This window comes from Jejuia pallidilutea, from assembly GCF_002973595.1.
Lineage (GTDB): Bacteria > Bacteroidota > Bacteroidia > Flavobacteriales > Flavobacteriaceae > Jejuia > Jejuia pallidilutea.
Map to the genome: position 1 here is coordinate 36,338 of NZ_PVEO01000009.1, position 25,074 is coordinate 61,411.

17 protein-coding genes are annotated in these 25,074 nt (G+C 34.9%); 11 read left to right on the plus strand and 6 right to left on the minus strand.

Translation table 11 applies throughout. From position 1 onward, the window contains the following. Window positions 1–78 precede the first annotated feature (78 nt). The 4 genes from CLV33_RS13850 (at window position 79) to CLV33_RS13865 (ending at window position 5,764) form a co-directional block, all read left to right on the plus strand. Complete coding sequence (locus CLV33_RS13850; protein WP_042247871.1) at window positions 79–1,884, plus strand: acyl-CoA dehydrogenase family protein; 1,806 nt, start codon at window positions 79–81, stop codon at window positions 1,882–1,884. Window positions 1,885–1,985: 101 nt separating this feature from the next. Further along, entirely contained in the window at window positions 1,986–3,317 is a 1,332-nt protein-coding gene (locus tag CLV33_RS13855) for a M28 family peptidase (protein ID WP_105474411.1), read from the plus strand. Between the two features lie 37 nt (window positions 3,318–3,354). Next, window positions 3,355–4,125: a M23 family metallopeptidase gene (locus CLV33_RS17715; RefSeq protein ID WP_170064025.1), complete on the plus strand. Its 771-nt coding sequence runs from the start codon at window positions 3,355–3,357 to the stop codon at window positions 4,123–4,125. Next, window positions 4,118–5,764, plus strand: coding sequence for a M1 family metallopeptidase (locus tag CLV33_RS13865; protein WP_105474413.1), 1,647 nt, complete (start codon window positions 4,118–4,120; stop codon window positions 5,762–5,764). Before CLV33_RS17715 ends, CLV33_RS13865 begins: the two co-directional genes overlap by 8 nt. Before the next feature lie 92 nt (window positions 5,765–5,856). Here CLV33_RS13865 and CLV33_RS13870 read toward each other — a convergent pair whose 3' ends face one another. The 5 genes from CLV33_RS13870 to CLV33_RS13890 form a co-directional block, all read right to left on the minus strand. Beyond that, a complete protein-coding gene (locus CLV33_RS13870; RefSeq protein WP_105474414.1) occupies window positions 5,857–6,738 on the minus strand; it encodes a carbohydrate kinase family protein in 882 nt (293 codons plus the stop codon). 55 nt (window positions 6,739–6,793) lie between these two features. Continuing rightward, window positions 6,794–8,068: a glycosyltransferase gene (locus CLV33_RS13875; RefSeq protein WP_105474415.1), complete on the minus strand. Its 1,275-nt coding sequence runs from the start codon at window positions 8,066–8,068 to the stop codon at window positions 6,794–6,796. 18 nt (window positions 8,069–8,086) lie between these two features. Then, complete coding sequence (locus tag CLV33_RS13880; RefSeq protein ID WP_105474416.1) at window positions 8,087–10,174, minus strand: HAD-IIB family hydrolase; 2,088 nt, start codon at window positions 10,172–10,174, stop codon at window positions 8,087–8,089. Between the two features lie 272 nt (window positions 10,175–10,446). Continuing rightward, window positions 10,447–11,913 carry a MoxR family ATPase gene (locus tag CLV33_RS13885; protein ID WP_042247868.1) on the minus strand — a complete coding sequence of 489 codons (1,467 nt, stop codon included), beginning with the start codon at window positions 11,911–11,913 and terminating at the stop codon, window positions 10,447–10,449. 91 nt (window positions 11,914–12,004) lie between these two features. Further along, complete coding sequence (locus CLV33_RS13890; protein WP_042242583.1) at window positions 12,005–13,132, minus strand: vWA domain-containing protein; 1,128 nt, start codon at window positions 13,130–13,132, stop codon at window positions 12,005–12,007. A 109-nt stretch (window positions 13,133–13,241) separates the two neighbouring features. Between CLV33_RS13890 and CLV33_RS13895 the strand changes: the two genes are divergently transcribed. Continuing rightward, a complete protein-coding gene (locus CLV33_RS13895) occupies window positions 13,242–16,439 on the plus strand; it encodes a WD40/YVTN/BNR-like repeat-containing protein (RefSeq protein WP_105474417.1) in 3,198 nt (1,065 codons plus the stop codon). 49 nt (window positions 16,440–16,488) lie between these two features. On the opposite strand, the gene CLV33_RS13900 is transcribed toward CLV33_RS13895, so the two are convergent. Beyond that, on the minus strand, window positions 16,489–17,166 hold the full coding sequence (locus tag CLV33_RS13900; protein WP_105474418.1) for a Crp/Fnr family transcriptional regulator: 678 nt from the start codon (window positions 17,164–17,166) through the stop codon (window positions 16,489–16,491). A gap of 107 nt (window positions 17,167–17,273) precedes the next feature. On the opposite strand from CLV33_RS13900, the gene CLV33_RS13905 reads away from it, so the two are divergent. The 6 genes from CLV33_RS13905 to ccoG all read left to right on the plus strand — a co-directional run bounded on the left by CLV33_RS13905 (window position 17,274) and on the right by ccoG (window position 24,965). After that, window positions 17,274–19,649 (plus strand): heavy metal translocating P-type ATPase, encoded by a 2,376-nt coding sequence (locus CLV33_RS13905; protein ID WP_105474419.1) that lies wholly within the window; start codon window positions 17,274–17,276, stop codon window positions 19,647–19,649. A 241-nt stretch (window positions 19,650–19,890) separates the two neighbouring features. Next, entirely contained in the window at window positions 19,891–20,076 is a 186-nt protein-coding gene (gene ccoS / locus CLV33_RS13910) for a cbb3-type cytochrome oxidase assembly protein CcoS (protein ID WP_042242577.1), read from the plus strand. 11 nt (window positions 20,077–20,087) lie between these two features. After that, complete coding sequence (ccoN, locus tag CLV33_RS13915; RefSeq protein ID WP_042242574.1) at window positions 20,088–22,277, plus strand: cytochrome-c oxidase, cbb3-type subunit I; 2,190 nt, start codon at window positions 20,088–20,090, stop codon at window positions 22,275–22,277. A gap of 18 nt (window positions 22,278–22,295) precedes the next feature. Next, complete coding sequence (locus tag CLV33_RS13920; RefSeq protein ID WP_042242572.1) at window positions 22,296–22,481, plus strand: cytochrome c oxidase subunit IV; 186 nt, start codon at window positions 22,296–22,298, stop codon at window positions 22,479–22,481. Then, window positions 22,478–23,425 carry a cbb3-type cytochrome c oxidase N-terminal domain-containing protein gene (locus CLV33_RS13925; RefSeq protein WP_042242569.1) on the plus strand — a complete coding sequence of 316 codons (948 nt, stop codon included), beginning with the start codon at window positions 22,478–22,480 and terminating at the stop codon, window positions 23,423–23,425. The genes CLV33_RS13920 and CLV33_RS13925 overlap by 4 nt, the downstream gene beginning before the upstream one ends. Before the next feature lie 115 nt (window positions 23,426–23,540). After that, window positions 23,541–24,965, plus strand: a complete 1,425-nt coding sequence (ccoG, locus tag CLV33_RS13930; RefSeq protein WP_105474420.1) for a cytochrome c oxidase accessory protein CcoG — start codon at window positions 23,541–23,543, stop codon at window positions 24,963–24,965. Window positions 24,966–25,074 lie beyond the last annotated feature (109 nt).

Genomic DNA, 25,074 nt, shown 5'->3' on the forward strand with positions numbered 1-25,074 from the left:
ATAAGAATTAATGTATAATTAAAAAATAACCCCGAGTAAGTTTCTCCCCATTAGGGGGAGCAATAGGGGGCTGTTACTATGGAAACAAAAGACATATTAAGAGGTGGCCAATTCCTTGTAAAAGAAAGCAACTGCGAAGACATTTTTACCCCAGAAGATTTTAACGAGGATCAATTGATGATGAAAGAGGCTGTTAGTGAATTTGTCGACCGAGAAATTTGGTCTAAAAAGGCACAATTCGAGAAAAAAGATTATGCCTTAACCGAATCTTGTATGCGTAAAGCAGGAGAGCTAGGTTTTTTAAGTGTTGCCGTACCCGAAGCATACGGCGGCATGGGCATGGGCTTTGTAGATACTTGCTTAGTTTGCGATTATATATCTGGAGCAACTGGCTCTTTTAGTACCGCTTTTGGTGCACACACTGGTATTGGCACTATGCCTATTACATTGTATGGTAACGAAGCGCAAAAAGAAAAGTATGTACCCAAACTGGCTACTGGCGAATGGTTTGGTTCATATTGTTTAACCGAACCCAGCGCAGGTAGCGACGCCAATTCTGGTAAAACCAAAGCTGTCCTTTCTGATGATGGAAAAACATATAAAATTACAGGGCAGAAAATGTGGATTTCAAACGCTGGATTTTGTAGTGTTATGATTGTTTTTGCACGTATTGAAGACGATAAAAATATAACTGGTTTTATTGTAGAGTACGACCCCAAAAACCCAAATGGTATTACCATGGGAGAAGAAGAACATAAATTAGGTATTCGCGCTTCTTCCACAAGACAGGTGTTTTTTAATGAAACCGTTGTTCCTGTAGAAAACATGTTATCAGAAAGAGGTAACGGTTTTAAAATTGCAATGAACGCCCTAAACGTGGGTAGAATAAAATTAGCAGCGGCATGCTTAGATGCGCAAAGACGTACCATTACAGAATCTGTAAAATATGCTAACGAACGTATCCAGTTTAAAACCCCTATCTCTAGTTTTGGAGCAATTCGTCAAAAAATTGCTGAAATGGCTACGAACTGTTGGGTGGGTGAAGCTGCCACTTACAGAGCTGCTAAAGATATTGAAGACCGTATTGAATTGAGAAAAAACAATGGTAAAGACACACACCAAGAAGCAGAATTAAAAGGTGTTGAAGAATACGCCATTGAATGTTCAATTCTAAAAGTTGCAGTATCAGAATTTGTACAAAAATGTACCGACGAAGGTATCCAGATTTTTGGTGGTATGGGCTTTTCAGAAGAAACACCAATTGAATCGGCCTGGAGAGATGCTCGTATTGCTAGAATTTACGAAGGCACCAACGAAATAAATCGTATGTTAAGCATTGGTATGCTTATAAAAAAGGCCATGAAAGGGCACGTAAACGTTTTAGAACCTGCCATGGCCGTAAAAGAAGAGTTAATGGGCATACCTTCTTTTGATGTTCCCGATTTTTCAGAATTATTTTCAGAGGAGAAAAACATTATTAAAAATCTTAAAAAATTGTTCTTAATGGTGGCCGGTGCAGCACTTCAAAAATATGGTGAGAAAATGGATAAGCAGCAACAGTTAATGCTCGCAGCATCAGATATTCTTATTCAAATTTATTTAGCAGAATCGGCAATTTTAAGAGCTGAAAAAATGGCTAAAAAAGAAGGTGAAGACAATGTGAAAGAACAAATAGCAATGGCTAAATTAAATTTATTTCACGCTATCGATGTTATTGAAACCGCAGGAAAACATTCTATAATTTCATTCTCTACTGGAGACGAACAACGTATGATGCTCATGGGATTAAAACGTTATATTAAATACGTAAATATGCCTAATATTATAGAACTAAGGCATATAATTGCCGAAAAAGTAATTACTAAAAATAAATATTGTTTTTGAGTTTAAACTCAAACAATTTCGTGTGACTAATTCGAATGTAAAGACGTCTCAAATTCAATTTTGAGGCGTTTTTTTATTACTTTAGTTAAAAATAAAATTTTATGAAAAAAGTTCTATTTCTTACTCTACTATTATTTTCTAATTTTAATTTCTCTCAAAACCAACAAGATATTTACAATATTATTAATGCTGTTTCCGCAGAACGCATAAAAAGCGATGTACAAACACTTGTAAATTTTGGTACTCGAAATACATTTAGCGATACTATTTCTGAAACGCGAGGTATTGGTGCTGCTAGACGTTGGATTAAAAAGGAGTTTGAAACAATTTCTAATACTTGTGAAAATTGTTTAGATGTTTTTTATCAAAAAGATTTCGTAACCAAAGAAGGTAATAGGCGTGTACCACACGATGCTTGGGTGGTAAATGTGGTTGCCATTCAAAAAGGCACAAAATACCCAAATCGCTATATCATTATGAGTGGCGATATAGATTCTCGTGCTAGTGATACTATGGATTTTACAACAGATGCACCTGGTGCTAACGATAACGCATCGGGTATGGCAGGCACCCTAGAAGCTGCTCGCGTACTATCAAAATATAAATTTGAAAGCAGTATTGTTTATGTAGGCTTATCTGGTGAAGAACAAGGCTTGTTTGGTGGTGCTGGTTTAGCAAAATATGCTAAAGACAACAATTGGGATATTATCGGTGTTTTAAATAATGATATGATTGGGAATATTAAAGGTGTAGATGGTGTGATTGATAACAGAACATTTAGAATTTTTTCTGAACCTGTTCCTGCTAATGAAACAGAACGCCAAAGAACATTAAGACGTTTTTACGGTGGTGAGGTTGATGGTATTTCTAGGCAACTAGCCCGTTATGTTTACAAAAATACCAAAACCTACATGCCCGAAATGAACCCAATGATGGTATATAGGCTAGACCGCTTTGGTCGCGGTGGCCATCATCGTCCGTTTAACGATTTGGGGTTTGCTGGAATTCGTATTATGGAAGCCCACGAAAACTATACACAGCAACACCAAGACATTCGAGAGGAAAATGGGATAAAATATGGCGACGTTATTGAGCATGTTAACTTTGCATACGCTAAAAAACTCACTGCTGTAAATGCTATTAATTTAGCGAGTTTAGCATGGGCTCCACCAACACCTAAAGAGGTTGCCATAGGGGGTGTTGTAGAACCCTCAGCCAAATTTAAATGGGATAAAGTAGAAGGCGCTAAAGGCTATAAAATTTATTGGCGAGACACCACCTCGCCTACTTGGGATTACAGTAGGTATGTTGGTGATGTTTCAGAATTCACACTAAATGGTATCGTTATTGATAATTATTTCTTCGGAATTGCAGCTGTTGGTGAAAACGGATTTGAAAGTCCTGTAGTGTTTCCTAATCAGGTAATGCGATAAAATGATTTTAAGACTAAGTTTAGTTGTAATAATTATTATGTGCGCCAGCTGTTCAAAAACTGCAAATAATAAAGGTAATATTGTTTTTGAACTATCAAATGACTCATTAAAAGTAGTTTATAAAAATCCATTTTTATGTCCTGCTTTTACAAAAGTTAAAAATATTAAAAATGGTGATGAATCCTATGTACAATCTAAACCAAAAGAAACTTCCCTAGTGATGAGCTTTAAAAAAGATCATATGGATACCACTACTATTTTAAATACTTACAAGTTCACACATTATTATGGTTTTTATGAAGCCAATAAGCAAGCTTACGATACCCTTTTTAACTATGCGCTACCCTTTTCGAGAGGAAAACAATATAAAATCATCCAAGGTTATAATGGCGATTTTACACATAACACGAACTTTTCAAGATACACTCTAGATTTCAATTTAAAAATAGGTGATACTATAAATGCATCTCGTGATGGAGTTGTTATAAAAATTATAGAGCAACATAACAAACAAGGTACAACAAAGAAATACAGACCTTATGGAAATCATATTATTATATACCATAAGGATAATACATTTGCGCAATACGTGCATTTAAAACAATATGGAAGTTTGGTTAAAGTTGGAGATTCAGTTAAAACTAATCAGCCAATTGCATTATCTGGTTTTACAGGCTTAACCACTATACCACATTTGCATTTTGGAGTTTTTAAGGCCACAACAAATGGATTTGTTTCAATTCCAATACTTCTAGATTCAATTCCAGGGAAAAAATACACCAAAAATAAAATTGCAGTAAATGATTAATTATAAATACCTTCTATTTTTATTTATATCTTTTCTATCGTTAGCCTCTTTTGCTCAAGGGCTTTTACAAGAAAAGACAAATTTCTCGAGACAAGATACGCTAAGAGGTAGCATAACACCAGAACGCGAATGGTGGGATTTATCCTATTATCATTTAGACATAAAGGTTGAACCTGATAAAAAATTTATTTCAGGTAAAAACACAATTCAATATAAGGTCTTAAAGGAAAATTCTGTGATGCAAATTGATTTGCAATCCCCAATGAAGTTGCTAAAAGCTACCCAAAACGGAAACGAGTTGACTATAAAACACGATGGAAACGCCCATTTTATTTCTTTAATAGAAGTTCAAAATGTAGGAGATGTAAATCGTATTGAAGTGTACTACGAAGGACATCCTAAAGAAGCTGTTAGAGCACCTTGGGATGGCGGTATTTCTTGGAAGCGAGACAAAAACAACAATCATTTTATAGCATCATCCTGTCAAGGCCTTGGAGCTAGCGTATGGTGGCCATGTAAAGACCATATGTATGATGAGGTTGATAGTATGAAAATTAGCGTAAATGTACCATACAAATTAATAAATGTATCAAATGGAAGACTACGTTTAGTTGAAAGAATTGGCGATACTAAAACCTACCATTGGGTGGTAAAAAATCCCATAAATAACTATGGCGTCAATATCAATATTGGTGATTATGTAAACTTTTCTGAGGTGTATAACGGTATGGCTGGAAACTTAGATATGGATTATTATGTATTAAGTTACAACCTAGAAAAAGCCAAAGTACAATTTAAGCAAGCACCTAAAATGATGGAGGCCTTCGAGTATTGGTTTGGGCAGTACCCGTTTTATGCCGATAGCTTTAAGTTGGTAGAAGTGCCGTATTTGGGCATGGAGCACCAAAGCTCTGTCACTTATGGCAATGGGTTTAAAAATGGGTATTTAGGTCGCGATTTATCAAATACTGGTTGGGGGCTAAAATTCGATTTTATAATTATTCACGAAGCTGGCCACGAGTGGTTTGCTAATAGTATTACAAATAAAGATGTTGCAGATATGTGGATTCACGAAAGTTTTACCTCTTACTCTGAAAGCTTGTACTTAGAATACTATTTTGGAAAGGAAGCTGGAGCAGAATATGTAATTGGCAAAAGAAAAAACATAGCAAACGACAGACCAATAATAGGATGTTATAATGTAAACAAAGAAGGATCTTCAGACATGTATTTTAAAGGTGAAAACATGCTGCATACCCTTCGCCAATTGGTTGAAGACGATAAAAAATGGCGACAAATGCTACGAGGTTTGAACAGGGCGTTTTACCACCAAACAGTGACTACAAAACAAGTTGAAGATTATATAAGTAAAACTTTGGAAAAAGATTTAACCGAATTTTTTAATCAATATCTTAGAACAACAAAAATACCTACACTTGAATATAAGTTTGACAAAAAAAATTTAGAATACAGATACACTAATATAGTTAAGGGCTTTGATATGCCTATTCAAGTGAAAATAAATGATGAGGAACACTGGTTATTTCCTAATGCTGAATGGCAAACTTTAAAACAAGATGATAGAATAAATACTTTTACAGTAGATAAAGACTTCTACATCTTTTCAAAGCCTCTTTAAACTAAGGGAAATATATATTAAAATATTTTAAACACCATACCATTTTTATAAGGCACTTAACTTTCAATTACATTATTATGATACAAAAAGGACTACGGATTAATAAATGCGTTTATGTCTTTTAAGCTTAATTTTGGATTAGCCCCTTCACTTTGTGCTACCAAAGCCCCTACCCCACAAGCAAAATCTATAGCATCTTGGGGATTTTCTTTACGTAGCAGTTGACTTATCAAAGATGCCAAAAAAGCATCTCCAGCACCAACCGTATCTTTAACCTTAATTTTATAACCACTATTATAATATAATGCGCCATCGCATAATAAAACGGCACCATGCACGCCTTTGGTTACACAAATACGCTTTGTTTTTGTTTGGTCTGCTATAAACTTTAAATTTTGTTCTAAGGAATTGAATTTTGAATTTAAAAACCCTGCTACTTCATAAAGTTCATCATCATTAAACTTTATAAAATCTGCCTTCTGCATTAAATACATCAAAATATCTTTTGAGTAATGGGGTGGCCTTAGATTAAGATCAAAAATATTATATTTAGAGAGCTCTAGGAGGTTATAAAGCGTGTTTTTAGATAAATTGTCTCTTGTAACTAAACTCCCAAAGACCAGTGCATCGGCATTTTTTACAAGATTACCCATTTCTTTAGTTAAACTTATTTTATCCCAAGCACTTGGGTAGGCAATATCGTAGGTTGCAGAGCCATTTTTGTTTAAATTCACCTGTACCACGCCTGTGTTGTACGCGTTAGTAACCTGAATACAAGAAGCATCTACACCATTAGCCTGAATATATTCCAATAGTTTAGTCCCTAACACATCATTTCCAATGGCACTAACCATGCTAATATTATGGCTAAAAGTATTTAACCTTAAAGCTACATTTAAGGGTGCACCACCTATTTTCTTTTTATCAGGGAAAACATCCCATAGCACTTCACCAAAACAAACTATATTCGACATAATACTATAAACTACAAGATTACACTACAAACTTACTATACCACTAGATTATACACTAATAAATATTAGACTCCATGGTACGTTGATTGATAGAATTTTTAAATTTCTCTAAAATACGTTTCGCAATACCCGTCCACCCAAAATTACGTCTTGCAAAACGAGCCCCTTCAACAGATAATTCATTTCTTAAAGTAGGATATAAAAGCGGCATAGACATCATAGCTCCAAATTCAATGGGTCTATGCGGATCTGCAAATAAGGCTTGATTTCCAAAATCAATTAAATCGTACAAACCACCATGTACAGTTACAACGCTTGGAGTTCCGCAAGCCATAGCTTCTATGGCTACCATACCAAAAGGTTCGTATCTAGAAGGCATTGCAAAAATATTTGCAGAACGGTAAACATTAGCTAAATCTTCATCTGCAATATAGTTTTTCCACTTAATTTTATCTTGCACACCAAGCTCATTAGCTAGAGTTTTTAATTTTTTAATGCCCTGTTTATCTTGCGCAGAATCTCCCCCTATGGCTGCTACTAATCTTGCTTCGGGACACAATTGAAAAACAGTTGGAAGCGATTTTATAAGTAAATCGTAACCTTTATTATGAGCCATTCTACCCAAAGCTAAAATATCGGTTGGATGAATATCGTATTTTGCCCTTATTTTATCGTTTTCTTTGGTTGGTACTGGATAAAACCTGTTTTCATCAATTCCTGGAGGCACCATACTACAATTACGAGGTAAAACATCGTATTGTTGCACCAATAAGTCTACCTGTGGCAACGTAGTTGCAATAACGTGGTTACACATTTGAAATACAAAGTACTCTTTTCGAATACGCTCTTTAAAGCGGTATTTTTTCTCCATGTCTTTCTCCTCCATATCACTGCCCATGGTATGCTGTTTCCACCAACCTAACGAATGTGGCGTATGTACATGTGAAATACCTAGCTCTTCAGCAATTTTTTGTCCTGCCCAACCTGCATCCCAATAGTGAGAATACACAATATCGTATTTTTTACGCTCTTTTTTTATGGCTGCTAGTGTATTAGTAACAAACTTTTTTAAATGGTCGTGCATATCTTCTTTTCGGATAAATTCTTTACCTCCAAAGGGAATACGCCATACCTTAAAATTTTCATATACTTCGTCATATTCTGGCTGATCTTCAAACTGTCGTGTTACTAAATCTACACGTTTTCCTAGTCTGCTAAATCTATCTGCAAGTTCTAATACATACACTACTTGTCCCCCTGTATCTGGTTTTCCTAATTCTGGATTTGCAGCTACGTAACCGTGTAAAGAGATCATTAATATAGACTTCATAATTTTTAAGTTTTAAGTTTATTTTTTAATTATTTTTAAATCATGGCAAGCTGAAATATATTGCGCTGCAGACCATGCTTGATAAGCTTTCCCCATAGGTTTACCCGTTGTACCATGCGCCCATTCTGTAAATTCCCATTCGTCGTTTATACCTTCTTTATTAATAAGTGCCAGTTTGTGCAACTCTAAAATCGCAACATCTTTTAAACCTAGTTTATTAATAAATTTTACCCAAAACCCACCAACAAATGGCCAAATACCACCGTTATGGTAATGGTTTGGAAGGTTTAATAGATTAACAGTGTAGTAGGGCCTCCAGTCTGGATCTCCAGGACTTACTACAGGGTATACATTTGCTACTGGAAACGGATCGTTAACTCCAACACCTAACATAAATTTAAATGTTTGGTGTGCTTTTTCTGCATCTATAGTACCGTGCAAAAATGCTAAAACATTTCCTAGCACATCACATCGCCAACTAAAATCGAATGGTGTAGTTTGCGCTATTAAGTAAGATGTATCGCCTAGTGTAAATTGCTTTTCTGCAAAAGAAACCGATTGAAATAATTGTTGCTGGGTAGAAGGCCAAAAGTTTTGAACTATTTCCTTCTTTATAACTTGAGACCAGCGAATATACTCACCCGCCTGTTCATGATCTCCCAACATTTCTAACATACGCCCAAAACACACGTTAGAGCGATACCATAATATTTCATCGTACAATATATTGTAGCTTCTTCCAAACAAATCAGTCCAATCGCCAGCTTCAGGAATTTCCAATAAAGCATCATTATTACTATCGTGGGCGCCTAACCATCGCATGGTTTCTTTTATAGCAGAAATATGTTCTCTTAAAAACTTAATATCCTTAGTAACATTTACATATTCGTAAAATGCTATAACTACCCAAATACCACTATCTATAGAACAAATACCACCTACGCCTGAATAATCGGGTACGTTATCTTTTATACGAACGTTAGAAGGAATCTGTCCGCTTCTAGAAATATGTTCGAATAAGGTAAGCAATGTTTGTCTAGCGCACTTATGTATTTCTTCATCTTTATGAATTAACGGTAGCGCGCCAATAACTGTAATAGCGCCATCTCTGGCCCAAACGCTATAGTAATTTTCGTCTGTACCGTGGGCTACATTATCTTTAATTGAACATGCCGAAAAACCTAACGGGGTAATATTCTTTTTTAAAGCGTCTACAGCTTTAACATAACCTTCTTTAATAAGTGCTACTTTCTCATCATCATCTTCGGAAGCAACACTGTCTAGTTCTTTTTTTATAAAAAAGTCTTCGCTATGGTCTATATCGCATTGTATTTTTGCTTCTTCTGGTAAAATACCATAATATATCAATCCTTCTACAATGCCATCGCCTTGTTCCTGTTCAGAATGATAAACCTGTCTGTGCTTGGTATATTTATATAATTCTTCATGCGCATTAGATACTACAATACCTTTAATATTTTTAATATCGAACATTGCAGAATCGTTACCGCTGTCTCCCGCAACCAGAGCCTGATGGGTTTTTAAATTTAGTTTTTTTAATAGCCACTGTAAAGCATTACCTTTATTTGCATATTTTGGCAAAACATCCAAAAACTTATCGCCGGAATAAACTACATTAACGTGCATATTGGCCTCGGCAAAATCTTGTTCTATACTCGAAATTAAATCGGGCGTTGCATCATGAAAAAAGTAGCTTCGTTTATAGGCATGTTGAAACCTAATAGGTTGCTCGCTTATGGGGTGCTGTATACTTTGTATCAAATCTTCTACAGATTTTAAATCCCAACCATCGTCTAAAACATCGTTAAACTCTTTTACAATACAATTATTATTAAAATCATATATATGTGTACCTACTCCCGAAATTATATAATCTGGACGAGGTAAAATACCCTTATCAATCAAATTAAGAACGTCATCAATTAAACGCCCAGTGTTATAAGTTAACAGCACGTTTTTTGGTTTGAACTTTTCCCAAGCTGTTTTAAAATTGCTTTTATAGGTATGAAAATCTATTAAGGTATTATCTATATCAAATGAAAGCAATTGTATATCGGCCTGATCATGGGTTGTGATTTTACTCATATAGGATTATTGATTTTTTATTGTTTTTTTACATTTTTGAATAAAATATGGCTTTAAAAGGATAAAACCAAGCGCAATTGCGCTATTTTAGACCTTATTTAGAATGTGGTAAACAGAAATTTATAGAATAAGAATTTACAAAATCTCTGGTAACTATTTTGAAGATTTAGCAATAGTTAAAATGAGAATTTGTAATAAAAAAAAGGCTAAATTCTATTTTTGTTTATATAGAATTTAGCCCTGTAGAACTAGTTTTGTAAAATTAAAGTATGTTATATGCCACTTATAAAACTCCCGTAAGGATCTTTAAAATGTATACCTTCTGAAAATCTGTGCTTACTTAATTGCTTAAATTCGGCAAGTGCCCAAAGCACAAATTCTTTTACAAAATAACTATCTGCCTTTGTTAAATTAGGTTGGTATTTTCCTAATAAATCATCTAGCGGAGAAATGGCATCTAGCATATTTTTATAGTCCTTATCTCTTACATCATCCAGAAGCTCAAACCCTTCTTTTTGGTTGAAAAACCAAGATACTATGTCGTCATATGCTGTTTCTTCATTTTGTTTTTTTAATTTTTCAATTTTCGGGAAAAATTCTTCAAATAGACTTTTTACGCCTTCTCCAATTAGGTTATAAGCTACAACTGCGGCACCTTCTTGTTCGCCTTCATAAACCAATTCTACTTTTCCAGTAATTGAGGGGATTACGCCTATAAAATCGCTTAAACGCAATGTTGTTTTGTCGTCTCCAGCCATTAAGGCACGCCTCTCTGCGGTACTCAATAAATTCTCAAAGGCTGTGATGCTTAATCTTGCACTTACACCGCTTTTAGCATCAATATATTCACTTTCCCGTGCTTCAAAAACGATTTGTTCTAGTAAATCTTTTGCTAAATCTGGCACATATACATGTTCTTTTTGACTTTCAACTAGGTTAGATTCTTGCTCGGTAATTAATCGTGCAGTTTCTATATCTTCTGGATAGTGTGTTAAAATTTGCGAGCCTATTCTATCTTTTAAAGGCGTAACAATACTACCTCTATTGGTATAATCTTCTGGGTTTGCGGTAAATAAAAACTGTATATCTAAAGGTAAACGTACTTTAAACCCTCTAATTTGTATATCGCCTTCTTGTAAAATATTGAAAAGTGCTACCTGAATTCGAGCCTGCAAATCTGGTAACTCATTAATTACAAAAATACAACGGTTAGCTCTTGGTATCATACCATAGTGAATTACACGGTCGTCGGCATAACTCAACTTTAAATTTGCAGCTTTTATTGGGTCTACATCGCCTATAATATCGGCTACTGTTACATCTGGAGTTGCCAATTTTTCTGCAAAACGCTCGCTTCTGTGCAACCATGAAATAGGTGTATCATCACCCTTCTCGTTAATTAACGTTTTGGCGTATCTTGAAATAGGATTTAAAGGATCGTCGTTTACATCAGAACCCTCAACCAATGGAATGTATTCGTCTAATAAATTCAACATTAATCTTGCTAAACGGGTTTTTGCCTGTCCTCGTAATCCTAATAAGTTAATATTATGTCGAGATAAAATGGCCCGTTCTAGTTCTGGAATAACAGTATTCTCGTATCCATGAACACCTTCAAAAGTAGTTTCCTTATTTTTTATCTTTTTAATTAGGTTATCTCTCAATTCATCTTTAATAGATTTTGATTGATACCCTGATTGTTTTAGTGCTCCTAGTGTTTTTATTTTTTCTATTTTCATATGTCTGCTTTTAGCTATTGGCGCTTAGCCACTAGCACTTACTCTATTTTAAAATTTATAAAAGATAATACCCAAAGTTTATACGTTAAAATTATCCTTTAATTCTCTTTTTTCTATTGGTTTCGTAATCTTCAAAAATCATTTCACCCAAACCTTTTAACCCAGTATAAAATGCTTTTCCTTGGTTGGCATAAGTAAACTCTCTTACAAATTGCATTAAATAACTATCTTTAGCAATCATAAAAGTGGTGATGGGAATGTGCAATCGTCTAGCTTGTTGTGCCATCATATAACATTTATTAATAATATGAGGATCTAAGCCCATACTATTTTTATAATACTGCCCATCGGGTAAACGCAAGCAGCTTGGTTTACCGTCGGTAATCATAAAAATTTGTTTATTTGTGTTTCGTTTACGTCTTAGTAAATCCATGGCAAGTTCTAGGCCCGCAACCGTATTGGTATGGTAAGGACCTACTTTTAAATATGGCAAATCCTTAATTTCTATACGCCACGCATCGTTGCCAAAAACAATAATGTCTAGAGTATCTTTTGGGTAACGGGTGGTAATTAATTCGGCCAGTGCCATCGCTACTTTTTTTGCTGGTGTAATGCGATCTTCACCATATAAAATCATACTATGGCTAATATCTATCATTAAAACTGTACTCATCTGAGATTTATGCAGCGTTTCTTCAACTACCAAATCGTCTTCAGAAAGTGTAAAGTCTGATATACCATGATTTATTTGTGCATTCTTTAAGCTTTCGGTCATAGATACCTTATCTAGCGCATCACCAAATTGGTAGCCTCTAAAATCTCCAGTATGCTCATCGCCAATACCTGGGCTTTTACTTTTATGGTTGCCTTGTCCGCTGCGTTTTATTTTACCAAAAATTTGATCTAAGGCTTGCTGGCGAATAGCACGTTCTGTTTTAGCAGTAATTTGTAGAGCACCGTTTCCATCAGGATCAATTTCTTCACGTAGATAGCCTTTCTTTTTAAGGTCTTCAATAAAATCTTCAATGGTATACTCTGGAGTTGTTAGTTTGTACTCCTTATCTAATTCTCGTAACCAACTAATGGCTTCATCAAAATCACCAGAAGTATGCGTAATTAGTTCCTTGAAAATTTCGAAAAGTGTATCAAAAGGCGATTTGTAAGGTGCCTCGTAAGTTTTAAAAACGAAACCTTTTCTAATAGTAGTGTTGTTTTTCATAGCTGTATAAAAATACTACTTTTATAGAATACCTAAGTTAAGATTAACATCTATTTAAACAATTCTGTAATAAGTTTTCATTATTTTCGAAAGCATTAAAAAATAATCAATGAAAAAAATTATTCTAACTCTAGTTTTATTAAGCTCATTTTCAGTTTTTAGTCAAAATCTTTCTATGGATCTTTTTAAGAATATGCATCCTAGAAATATTGGTCCAGGTGGTATGTCTGGAAGAGTTACAGCAATAGATGTTGTACATTCCAACCCAGATATTATGTATGTTGGTACTGCCTCTGGAGGGTTATGGAAATCTACTTCTGGCGGTATAAAATGGGATCCTATTTTTGAAGAAGAAGTAACAGCCTCTATAGGCGCGGTGGCTATCCAGCAATCTAACCCAAGTGTAATTTGGGTAGGTACCGGCGAGGGCAACCCAAGAAATAGTTTAAATGGGGGTTATGGTATTTACCGCTCACTAGATGGCGGTAAAAACTGGACACTTATGGGGCTGGAAAACACCCGCCATATCCATAGAGTAATTATAGACCCTACAAACCCTAATACCATTTATGTAGCTGCCATAGGCTCGCCCTGGGGAGAACACCCAGAACGCGGTGTTTTTAAAACTACCGATGGCGGTATTTCCTGGGAAAAAATACTATTTGCAAACAATAAAACTGGTGCTGCAGATTTAGTAATGGATCCAACAAACCCCAATAAACTTATCGCAGCTATGTGGGAACACAAACGCGAACCCTGGTTTTTTAATTCTGGCGGTTCTGGCTCTGGGTTACACATAACTTATAATGGCGGAGAAACTTGGAAAAAAGTAACCGAAGAAGATGGCTTTCCTAAGGGCGATTTAGGCCGCATAGGTGTTGCTATTGCTGCCAATAAACCCAATACCGTTTATGCTTTAGTTGAGGCTAAAAAAAATGCACTTTATAAAAGTGAAGATGGCGGATTTAAATGGGAAAAAATTAACGATAAAGAAGACATTGGCAACAGGCCTTTTTATTATTCTGAAATTTATGTAGATCCACAGAATGAAAATAGGGTATACTCGGTTTTTACATATGTAAATGTAAGTGAAGATGGCGGTAAAAACTTTACACAATTAATGCCTGCATATGGTGCAAATAACGGTGTGCACCCAGATCATCATGCGTGGTGGATTCATCCTAAAAATGGTAATTTTATGATTGATGGGAACGATGGCGGACTAAATATAACCAAAGATGGTGGTAAGACTTGGCGCTTTATTGGCAACTTGCCTGTAGCACAATTTTACCACATTGCTGTAGATAACGATATACCCTATAACGTATATGGCGGCATGCAAGATAACGGTTCCTGGAAAGGGCCTGCTTATGTTTGGCGCGCACAAGGTATTCGTAACTCGTATTGGCAGGAAATTAGCTTTGGTGATGGTTTTGATGTGGTTCCAGACCCCACTAATGCTCGTTTTGGATGGTCTATGAGCCAACAAGGAAATGTGAGATATTACGATGCAGAAACTGGAAATAATTTTAGCGTTAGACCTACACATCCTAACCCTGATGTATTGTTACGGTTTAATTGGAATGCTGCTATAAGTATTGATCCTTTTGACAGTAATACACTCTATTTTGGAAGTCAGTTTGTTCATAAATCAACAGATAAAGGATTAACTTGGAAGCTTATTTCAGATGACTTAACAACCAACAATCCAGAAAAACAAAAACAAAGTGAAAGTGGCGGATTAACCATTGATGCCACAGGTGCCGAAAACCATTGTACCATTTTAGTTATTGAGCCTTCTCCCCTAGAAAAAGATATGCTTTGGGTAAGCACAGACGATGGTAAAGTACATATAACAAAAAATGGAGGATCAACATGGACCGATGTATCTAAAAACATTAAAGGATTGCCCTCGGGAAGCTGGATTCCGCAGATAAAAGCTTCAAATAAAAACAAAGGTGAAGCGCTACTTATTGCTAACGATTATAGAAGATTTAATTACACACCATATGCTTACCGTACTACAAACTATGGTAAAACTTGGGAACGTATTGTTGATGAAAACGATGTTGAAAGCTACACATTATCTATAATTGAAGACATAGAAAACCCAAACTTATTATTTTTAGGAACCGACGATGGTTTATACATATCTATTAACAAAGGTAACACTTGGACTAAATGGACTGAGGGGTTTCCAACAGTATCGGTAAAAGATTTGGTTATACACCCTAGAGAACACGATTTAATAATAGGTACATTTGGGCGTGCTGCTTGGGTGTTAGACGATATTCGTCCGCTTCGAGCCATTGCCAACAACCAACAACTGCTTAATTCTAAGCTAGAATTATTTAAACCACCTACGGCTTATTTAGCTGCCTATCAGCAACCTTCAGGTAGTCGTTTTGGTGCAGATGCACTATATAATGGTGAAAACCGAAATTCTGGAGCGCAAATTTCTTATTTTGTTACTATTGATGAAAAAACACAATCTAATAACGAAAAGAAAGATGAGGATGATTCTAAAATCAAAAAAAATACTGCAAAATGGGATTCTTTAACTCTTAAAATTTATGACGGGGATCGCCTAATTAGAACTCTAAAACAAAAAGCACCTAAAAAAACAGGCATACAAAAATGGCGATGGAATTTAACTGAAAAAGGTCCCGAACGTCCTTCCAGAACTATGAGAACTCCTAAAAACGAACCTTCAGGGGTTCGTGTAAAACCTGGTATTTATAAAATTGCTTTACATTTTGGGGATAAGGTTTCAGAAGAAATGATTAAAGTTGAGTTGGATCCTAGACTTGATACATCAATACAAGCCGTTAATGATGTTTATAAAACTGCTAAAGCTATTGAAGAGATGACACAACTGGCTGCAGATGCTACAAAACAACTAGCTGAAAGCAAACAGATAGCAGAAAAATATCAGTCTGAATTAAAACAACTAGACAGAGAGAAATACAAAACGCATATAAAAGCTTCAAAAGCAATTGTAAAAGAAATAGATACGCTTATGGCATTATTTTTAGGAAAAGAAGATAAACGCCAAGGCATTGTAAGAAGCCCCAAACCCAATATTAGCAGGCGTATTAGTTTAGCAAATAGCTATGTTAGTTCTAGACAAAACGGTATTACTGCAACCGAAAAAGCCTTAATAGCACAAGCTAAAACAGCCTTACAAAGTGGTCTTGATAAAACAAATACATTTTTTAATGAAGCGTGGAAAGGCTATAAAGATAAGATGAACGATGTAAACCTGTCTCCATTTAAAGAAACAAAATCCTTTAAATTACAAGACTAGCATAAAAAAGGGTTTTGAAAAAATTTTCAAAACCCTTTTTTTAATCTTATTATTCTACACGTCGCAATGCACTAACGTCTTCAATTCTAATGTGCTTTCCTACGGTAGAAATAATACCTTCTTTTTTAAACTGGGATAGCACCCTAATAGCCGATTCTGTTGCAGTACCTACAATGTTTGCATAATCTTCACGAGACAACACCAAACTTATAGTACCATCAGGATTTGTTCCAAAGTTTTTTTCAACATAAATCAAGGTTTCTGCCAAACGTTGTTTTACAGATTTTTGTGCCATATCCACAATTACGTCATCTGCTTCTTTTAAATCGTGTGCCATATCCTTTAACATATCCAAGGTAAATTTAGGATTACGCTCAAGGTCTGCAATAATTTCGCTTTTAGGTATAAAACAAACTTCCATGTCATTTAAAGCAGTAGCTTGTAAATTAGAACTCTCATCAGAAACCAAGGAACGTTGCCCAATAAGTTGGCCTTTAACTACCATTTTTACAACTTGGTCTTTACCATTTTCGCTTAATTTAGACAACTTACATATACCATCTTTAATACAGTATACGCCGTTTATAGCCTCGCCTTCCTCAAAAATAATTTCCCCCTTTTTTATAACTTTTGAGGTTTTGCATCCAGAAATTCTAATTAACTCATCCTTAGTCAAGGACTTAAGCGCATTAAACTGTTTAATGATGCATTGTTCACATTTACTCATACCGAGATGTTTGTTTAGAATACAAAAATAAATAAAACATGACAAATATCATATGAAGTAAGTACTTGTTTTATCATTTTTGTTTCAGGTATAAATGAGCAAATATTATGGGAGCAAAAACATGTTTCCACTGTGGACTAGATGCCACATCTTCTGAAATTGTGTACGACAATAAATCGTTTTGTTGTAACGGTTGTAAAACTGTTTACGAGATATTTTCTGCAAACGATTTAGGGTGCTATTACGATTTACAACAAGCCCCTGGCGCTACACCAAAAGAAATTGAAGGCAAATACAATTTTTTGGATAACAAAAAAATTGTAGAACGCTTGTTGGAATTTAATGATGAAAACACACAAATTGTTACACTCTACATCCCACATATTCACTGTAGTTCTTGTATTTGGATTTTAGAGAATTTAAACAAACTACATCCTTCAATAAGTTCTTCAATTGTAAATTTTGGAAAAAAAACCGTTAGGGTAAATTACTACACAAATAACTTTTCTATAAAAGCATTAGTAAAATTATTAAGTAGCATAGGTTACGAACCATTTATAAGTTTAGATGACTATAGTGTGGGCAAAAAAAATGTAGATCGTTCGCTAATTTACAAATTAGGAATCGCGGGTTTTGCTTTTGGTAACATTATGTTTTTATCCTTCCCGGAGTATTTTCAGGTTGGCGAATATTGGCTGGAACAATTTAAACATACGTTTAGGTGGTTAATGTTTACCTTCTCTCTTCCTGTAGTATTTTATTGCGCTCAAGACTATTTTATATCGGCCTACAAGGGTTTAAAATCTAAACTTTTAAATATAGATGTTCCTATAGCACTTGGTGTTACGGTACTATTCTTAAGGAGTACTGCCGAAATTGTTTTAGATATAGGTACAGGTTTTTTTGATAGTTTATCTGGTTTGGTATTCTTTCTTTTGCTTGGAAAATTTTTTCAGCAAAAAACGTACAATTTCTTATCGTTTGAAAGAGATTACAAATCTTATTTCCCTATAGGAATTACAAAAATTACTTCAGAGGGTAAAGAAGAGTCTATACAAGTTTATGATATTGAAAAAGGTGATAGGCTTTTAATTAGAAATGAAGAATTAATTCCTGTAGATTGTATCTTAATTCATGGTAATGCCAGCATTGATTATAGTTTTGTAACAGGTGAATCTAATACGGTTTCTAAAACATCTGGCGATAAGTTATTTGCTGGTGGCAAACAACTAAATGGCAGCATTGAGGTTGATGTATTAAAAACAGTAGAACAAAGCTACTTAACGCAATTATGGAGCAACGATGTATTTAATAAAAATAAAGAGGACGGGTTTACCAACCTAACCAATGCCATAAGCAAAAAGTTTACAATAACCATTTTAAGTATAGCAATTTTTGCAACCATTTTTTGGATGTTTGTTGATGCATCTAAAGCCTTAAATGTATTTACAGCTGTTTTAATTATTGCATGCCCTTGTGCCATTGCGCTGGCTGCACCGTTTACCTTTGGTAATATGCTACGTATTTTTGGTAAGTTAAAATTTTACGCAAAAAACGCCTCGGTAATAGAACAATTGGCGGCCATTAACACCATTATTTTTGATAAAACAGGAACTATTACTGCAAACAAAGAAACCTCTATTGCCTATGAGGGTATGGCACTTTCTAGCACCGAAGAAGTGCTTTTAAAAAGTTCGCTAAGAAACTCAAACCATCCCTTAAGTCGTTCTTTATATGCACTTTTACAGGATAACGATATTTTAACTTTAAACGATTACGAAGAGCATATTGGCAAAGGTATAAGCGCAACACACAATAACAATTCCATAAAAATTGGATCTGCACCTTTTGTGGGACATTCTTCTGAAAGTACCACTTTAAACACTGCGGTACATGTAAGCACCAATAATACATATAAGGGAAAATTTACATTTTATAATAAATACAGAAAAGGACTTTCAAAATTATTTAACAAACTAAAAAAAGAATACGATTTGGTTATACTTTCTGGCGATAATGCTGGAGAAAAAGAGAACTTAACCAAACTTTTACCAGCTAAAACAAAGTTGTTTTTTAACCAAAAGCCCGAAGACAAGTTAGAGTACATAAAGCACCATCAAAGTTCTGGTGCAAAAGTATTAATGATTGGTGATGGATTAAATGATGCAGGTGCCCTAGCACAAAGCGATGTTGGCATTGCTATTTCAGAAGACGTAAATGTATTTTCACCAGCTTGCGATGCTATTTTAGATGCATCAAAATTTAATAGTTTATACCATTTTATAAAAGCATCAAAACAGGCTATAACCATTATAAAATGGAGCTTTGTGCTATCTTTTGTTTACAATGCCATTGGCCTTTATTTTGCAGTTACAGGACAATTAGCACCTGTGGTTGCGGCTATTTTAATGCCTTTAAGCTCTATTAGTATCGTGGTATTTACAACAGTGTGTACTAATATAATTGGACGAAAGTTGAAATAGATAACCATAAAACACTTCTCTAAGTTTTCACAGAAAATTAGGGAGATAATTTAAACTACGGTTTAAGTTGATAACTGCATTAGGAATTATAGAGAAAAGCTTACCATGAGAAACAATAGAACACCTAGAGCGGAAAGCCCAACCAAAGAGATTAAAGCATAAAAAAAATGGGTAAATATGACAAATGTCATCTTTTTAAAATAAGTATAAAAGTATTTTTGAACCATAACTTCAATTAGGTATGAGTGTTATATATATTTTATTAGCCGTAAGCATAGTGGTTGCTATTGCTTTTTTTGTGGCATTTGTTGTTGCCGTAAAAAAAGGACAATTTGATGATAGCTATACACCGTCTGTACGCATGCTTTTTGAAGACGAATTAATAAAAGATAAAACCAATAAAACGATACTAACCAAGAAAGATTAATAACTATAATTATGGAAATGCAACAATTTCATTACGATAATAAAATCGTTAAAAATTTTATTTATGCCACCATGCTTTGGGGGGTTGTAGGCATGCTTGTAGGGTTACTGCTAGCCTTTATGTTTTTATTTCCAAACTTAACAGACGGCATTTCGTGGTTAAGCTTTGGTAGATTAAGACCATTACATACTAATGCCGTTATTTTTGCATTTGTAGGTAATGCTATTTTTGCAGGTGTTTATTATTCTACTCAACGCTTGTTAAAAGCAAGAATGTTTAACGACACCTTAAGTAAAATTAATTTTTGGGGCTGGCAACTTATTATTGTAGGTGCTGCAATAACTTTACCTCTTGGATACACAAGTTCTAAAGAATATGCCGAATTAGAATGGCCTTTCGATATTGCTATTGCAGTAATATGGGTGGTTTTTGGATGGAATTTAATTGGTACCATGTTAAAACGTAGACAACGCCATTTATATGTTGCTATTTGGTTTTACATAGCAACATTCGTAACCGTTGCAGTACTTCATATTTTTAATAGTTTAGAATTACCTTTATCATTAACCAGTATGAAAAGCTACTCTGTTTATGCTGGTGTACAAGATGCTTTAGTACAATGGTGGTATGGACACAATGCTGTTGCATTTTTCCTTACAACACCATTCCTAGGGTTAATGTACTACTTTGTACCAAAAGCAGCAAACAGACCTGTATACTCGTATAGACTTTCTATTGTGCACTTCTGGTCTTTAATATTTATTTACATTTGGGCAGGACCTCACCATTTATTATATACTGCGTTACCAGAATGGGCACAAAACCTAGGGGTTACCTTTTCTGTAATGTTATTAATGCCGTCTTGGGGCGGTATGATAAACGGTTTATTAACCTTACGTGGTGCTTGGGATAAAGTAAGAACAGATCCTGTTCTAAAATTTATGGTAGTTGCCATTACAGGATACGGTATGGCAACCTTTGAAGGCCCTACGCTTTCACTTAAAAACGTAAATGCTATTGCGCACTTTACAGATTGGATTATAGCACACGTACACGTGGGTGCTCTTGCTTGGAATGGTTTTTTAACCTTTGGTATGATTTATTATTTAGTACCACGATTGTTTAAAACCAAACTGTACTCTGTAGGACTTGCCAATCTACACTTTTGGATAGGCACACTGGGTATAATAATGTATGCTTTACCTATGTATGTTGCTGGATTTACACAAGCTAGTATGTGGAAACAATTTAACCCAGACGGAACTTTAGTTTACGGAAACTTTCTTGAAACCGTAACAGAAATTATTCCTATGTACTGGATGCGTGCCATTGGCGGTACTTTATACATAACAGGTATGCTAATTTTAGTATATAACATTATTGTAACCATAAAACAAGGTAGTAAAGTAGAAGACGAGCTAGCTGAAGCTCCTGCTTTAGAACGAGTTACTAAAAGACGCACTGCTAACGAAGGGTGGCACACATGGATTGAGCGCAGACCTATACAACTAACCATTTTAGCAACCATTGCTATTTTAATTGGTGGTATTGTACAAATTGTACCAACCATTATGGTAGAATCTAATATCCCAACAATTGCTAGTGTTAAACCATACACCCCTTTGGAGTTAGAAGGTAGAGACATCTACATTCGAGAAGGCTGTGTGGGATGCCACTCACAAATGATTCGCCCGTTTAGAAGTGAAGTTGAGCGCTATGGCGAATACTCTAAAGCTGGTGAGTATGTGTACGACCACCCATTCCTTTGGGGAAGTAAACGTACTGGTCCAGATTTACACCGCGTTGGCGGAAAATATTCAGATAACTGGCACTTTAACCACATGTACGATCCGCAAAGTACCTCATCTGGTTCTATTATGCCCCGTTACCAATGGTTAACTAAAAATGAGTTAGATAAATCTCAAACAGAGATGAAAATGAGAACCATGGTTTCTCTTGGTGTTCCGTATTCAGATGAAGAAATAGCTGCTGCACAACAAAGTATGGCAGAACAGGGAGCACAAATAGAACAAAACCTTTACAGCGATCCAGATTTTGCAAACAACTACGAAGCAGACAAAAAATATGCTGCCGAAAATGGTGAAGATTTTGTAGAAATGAAAAACAGAGAAATTGTAGCTTTAATAGCATACCTACAACGTTTAGGTACAGACATTAAAGTAGAAACAGCTCAAAAATAACCCAGTAAATAAAGTATTATGCTAAAATTTGTAAAAAACCATATGGAGAGTATTACGGGGGTTGAAATATATCCTATAATTTCCCTACTCATCTTTTTTATCTTTTTTGTAGCGCTTTTTTGGTGGGTTGCAACCGCTAAGAAAGATTATATAAAAACAGTAAGTAACATACCTTTAGACAACCAAAATAACGACACATTATGAGAAATTTAGTTCCATCTTGGATTCGCGTTCCTGTAGTATTCTTTATTATTTTCGGAGCTGTAGAATTCTTTATAGATTCTGGTGAAAAACCTGCATTTATTGAATATCCGGCAGTACTATTATTTCTCTTATTAGTATTGTTAATTTTAATTGCCATAGAAGCTATTATTGGCGCATTAGAAAATGTAATGCTACATAAGCTAGACGAAGAGGCAAAAGCACGTTTTTTAGCTGAAAAAGAAAAAACTTTTGAGTTTACATGGTTAAAAGAAACCTACAACAAACTTTTAGGCCAAAAGCCAATTGAAGAAGAAGGAGAAATAATTCTAGACCATAACTACGATGGTATTAAAGAGCTAGACAATAACTTACCACCTTGGTGGCTGTATGCTTTTTATGCTTCAATTGTTTTTGCCGCAGTTTACTTAGTAAGATATCATATTTTTGAAGGGCCAACACAAATAGATGAGCTACAAACAGAATTAGCCCAAGCTAAAATAGAAATTGAAGAATACAAGAAAACAGCTGTTGATTTAGTAGATGAAAACACTGTAGTAGTATTAACAAATCCTGATGACTTAAAAACAGGGCAATCCATTTTCGAAACCAACTGTGTAGCGTGCCATATGGCAGACGGTGGTGGTGGTATTGGACCAAACTTAACCGATAAACATTGGATTCTTGGTGGTGGTATTAAAAATGTTTTTAGAACCATCTCAGAAGGTGGGCGTTCTGGAAAAGGAATGATTCCTTGGAAAGCACAGTTAAAACCTTCTCAAATAGCAAAAGTAGCAAGTTATGTATTAACCTTTGAAGGTACTACACCTGCAAACCCTAAAGCTCCCGAAGGCGATATTTGGGTAGACGAAAATGCACCTGCTGAAGACATACCTACCGAGGCTATGGAAATAAAAACAGACTCTGTTATTAACGTTGTAAACTAAATAAGCAAACACCTTTATTCTGTTTAAGAATAAAAAAACTAGTGAACTAAACTAAATACTTGAATCAAGACCTGTTAGATTTATTTTAAATCTAACAGGTCTAAATCAAAAAAAAATGGAAACCCCAGAGAACGAAATATTTAGAGACTCTATATCTACTATAACAGAAGAGGGTAAACGCGCATGGGTTTTTCCAAAAAAACCTAGTGGTAGGTTTTACGAATACAGAAAATATGTAAGCTACTTTTTGCTTGCATTTTTATTTTTGTCGCCTTTTATTAAAGTCAACGGAAATCAGTTTTTAATGTTTAACATACTGGAGCGTCGCTTTAATATTTTTGGTTTTCCGTTTTGGCCACAAGATTTTCATCTTTTTGTAATTTCTATGTTAATTGGTGTGGTGTTTATCACACTCTTTACAGTGGCGTTCGGACGTATTTTCTGTGGATGGATTTGTCCGCAAACCATATTCATGGAGATGGTATTCCGTCGCATTGAATATTGGATAGAAGGCGATAGAAACAAGCAACGCAAATTAGCAAGACAAAAATGGGATGCAGAAAAAATAAGAAAAAAAGGGCTTAAACTTATTATTTTCCTTTTTATATCATTTTTAATTGCTAATGTATTTTTAGCTTATTTAATTGGAAGCGATAAACTAATACGATACATTACAGATGGCCCATTTGAGCATCTTGGTACATTAGTACCATTACTAATTTTTACTGGTGTTTTTTATTTTGTTTTTGCTTGGTTTAGAGAACAGGTATGCATTATCGCTTGTCCCTACGGAAGGCTTCAAGGTGTATTGTTAGATACAAAGTCTATTGTTGTGGCTTACGACCATAAACGTGGTGAAGGCGAAAATGGTAGAAAGAAATTTAGAAAAAACGAAGATCGTGAAGCTTTAGGCCACGGCGATTGTATAGACTGCTTACAATGTGTACATGTATGCCCTACAGGTATAGATATTAGAAACGGTACGCAGTTAGAATGTGTAAACTGTACCGCTTGTATTGATGAATGCGACCATATCATGGAAAGCATTAACCTCCCTAAAGGATTAATTAGATACGCTAGTGAAGAAAACATAGAAAAGAAAGCACCTTTTAAGCTTACCGCTAGAATGAAAGGCTATATTGCTGTACTTTCTATTATGATTGGGTTGTTAATTGGTATGCTATTTTTAAGAAATGACGTAGAAGCAAACGTGTTGAGACTACCAGGGCAACTATACGAACATAAAGAAAACAACATTATTAGCAACGTGTTCACTTATAAGTTAGTAAATAAAACATCTAATGATATTGAAGATGTAAGCCTAAAATTAATGTCGCATAAAGGCGAGCTAAGATTGGTATCTACTAGTGATGAATTTACAGTACCTAGCCAAGGCATTGCAGAAGGCACGTTATTTATTGAGATAAACAATGCGGCACTCTCTGGTGATAGAAATAAAATTAGAATTGGCGTATATAAAGGTGATGAGTTAATTGAAACCACAACAGCTAATTTTTTAGGTCCTAGGAGTTATAGATAAGGTTTTCGTCGTAATAACGGTTAGATAGTACTTATTTTCGAGAAGTGAATAATTTTGGCCGACAATATATTATGGATTGAAGCTCCCCAGCACAGGAGGGAGCAACTGC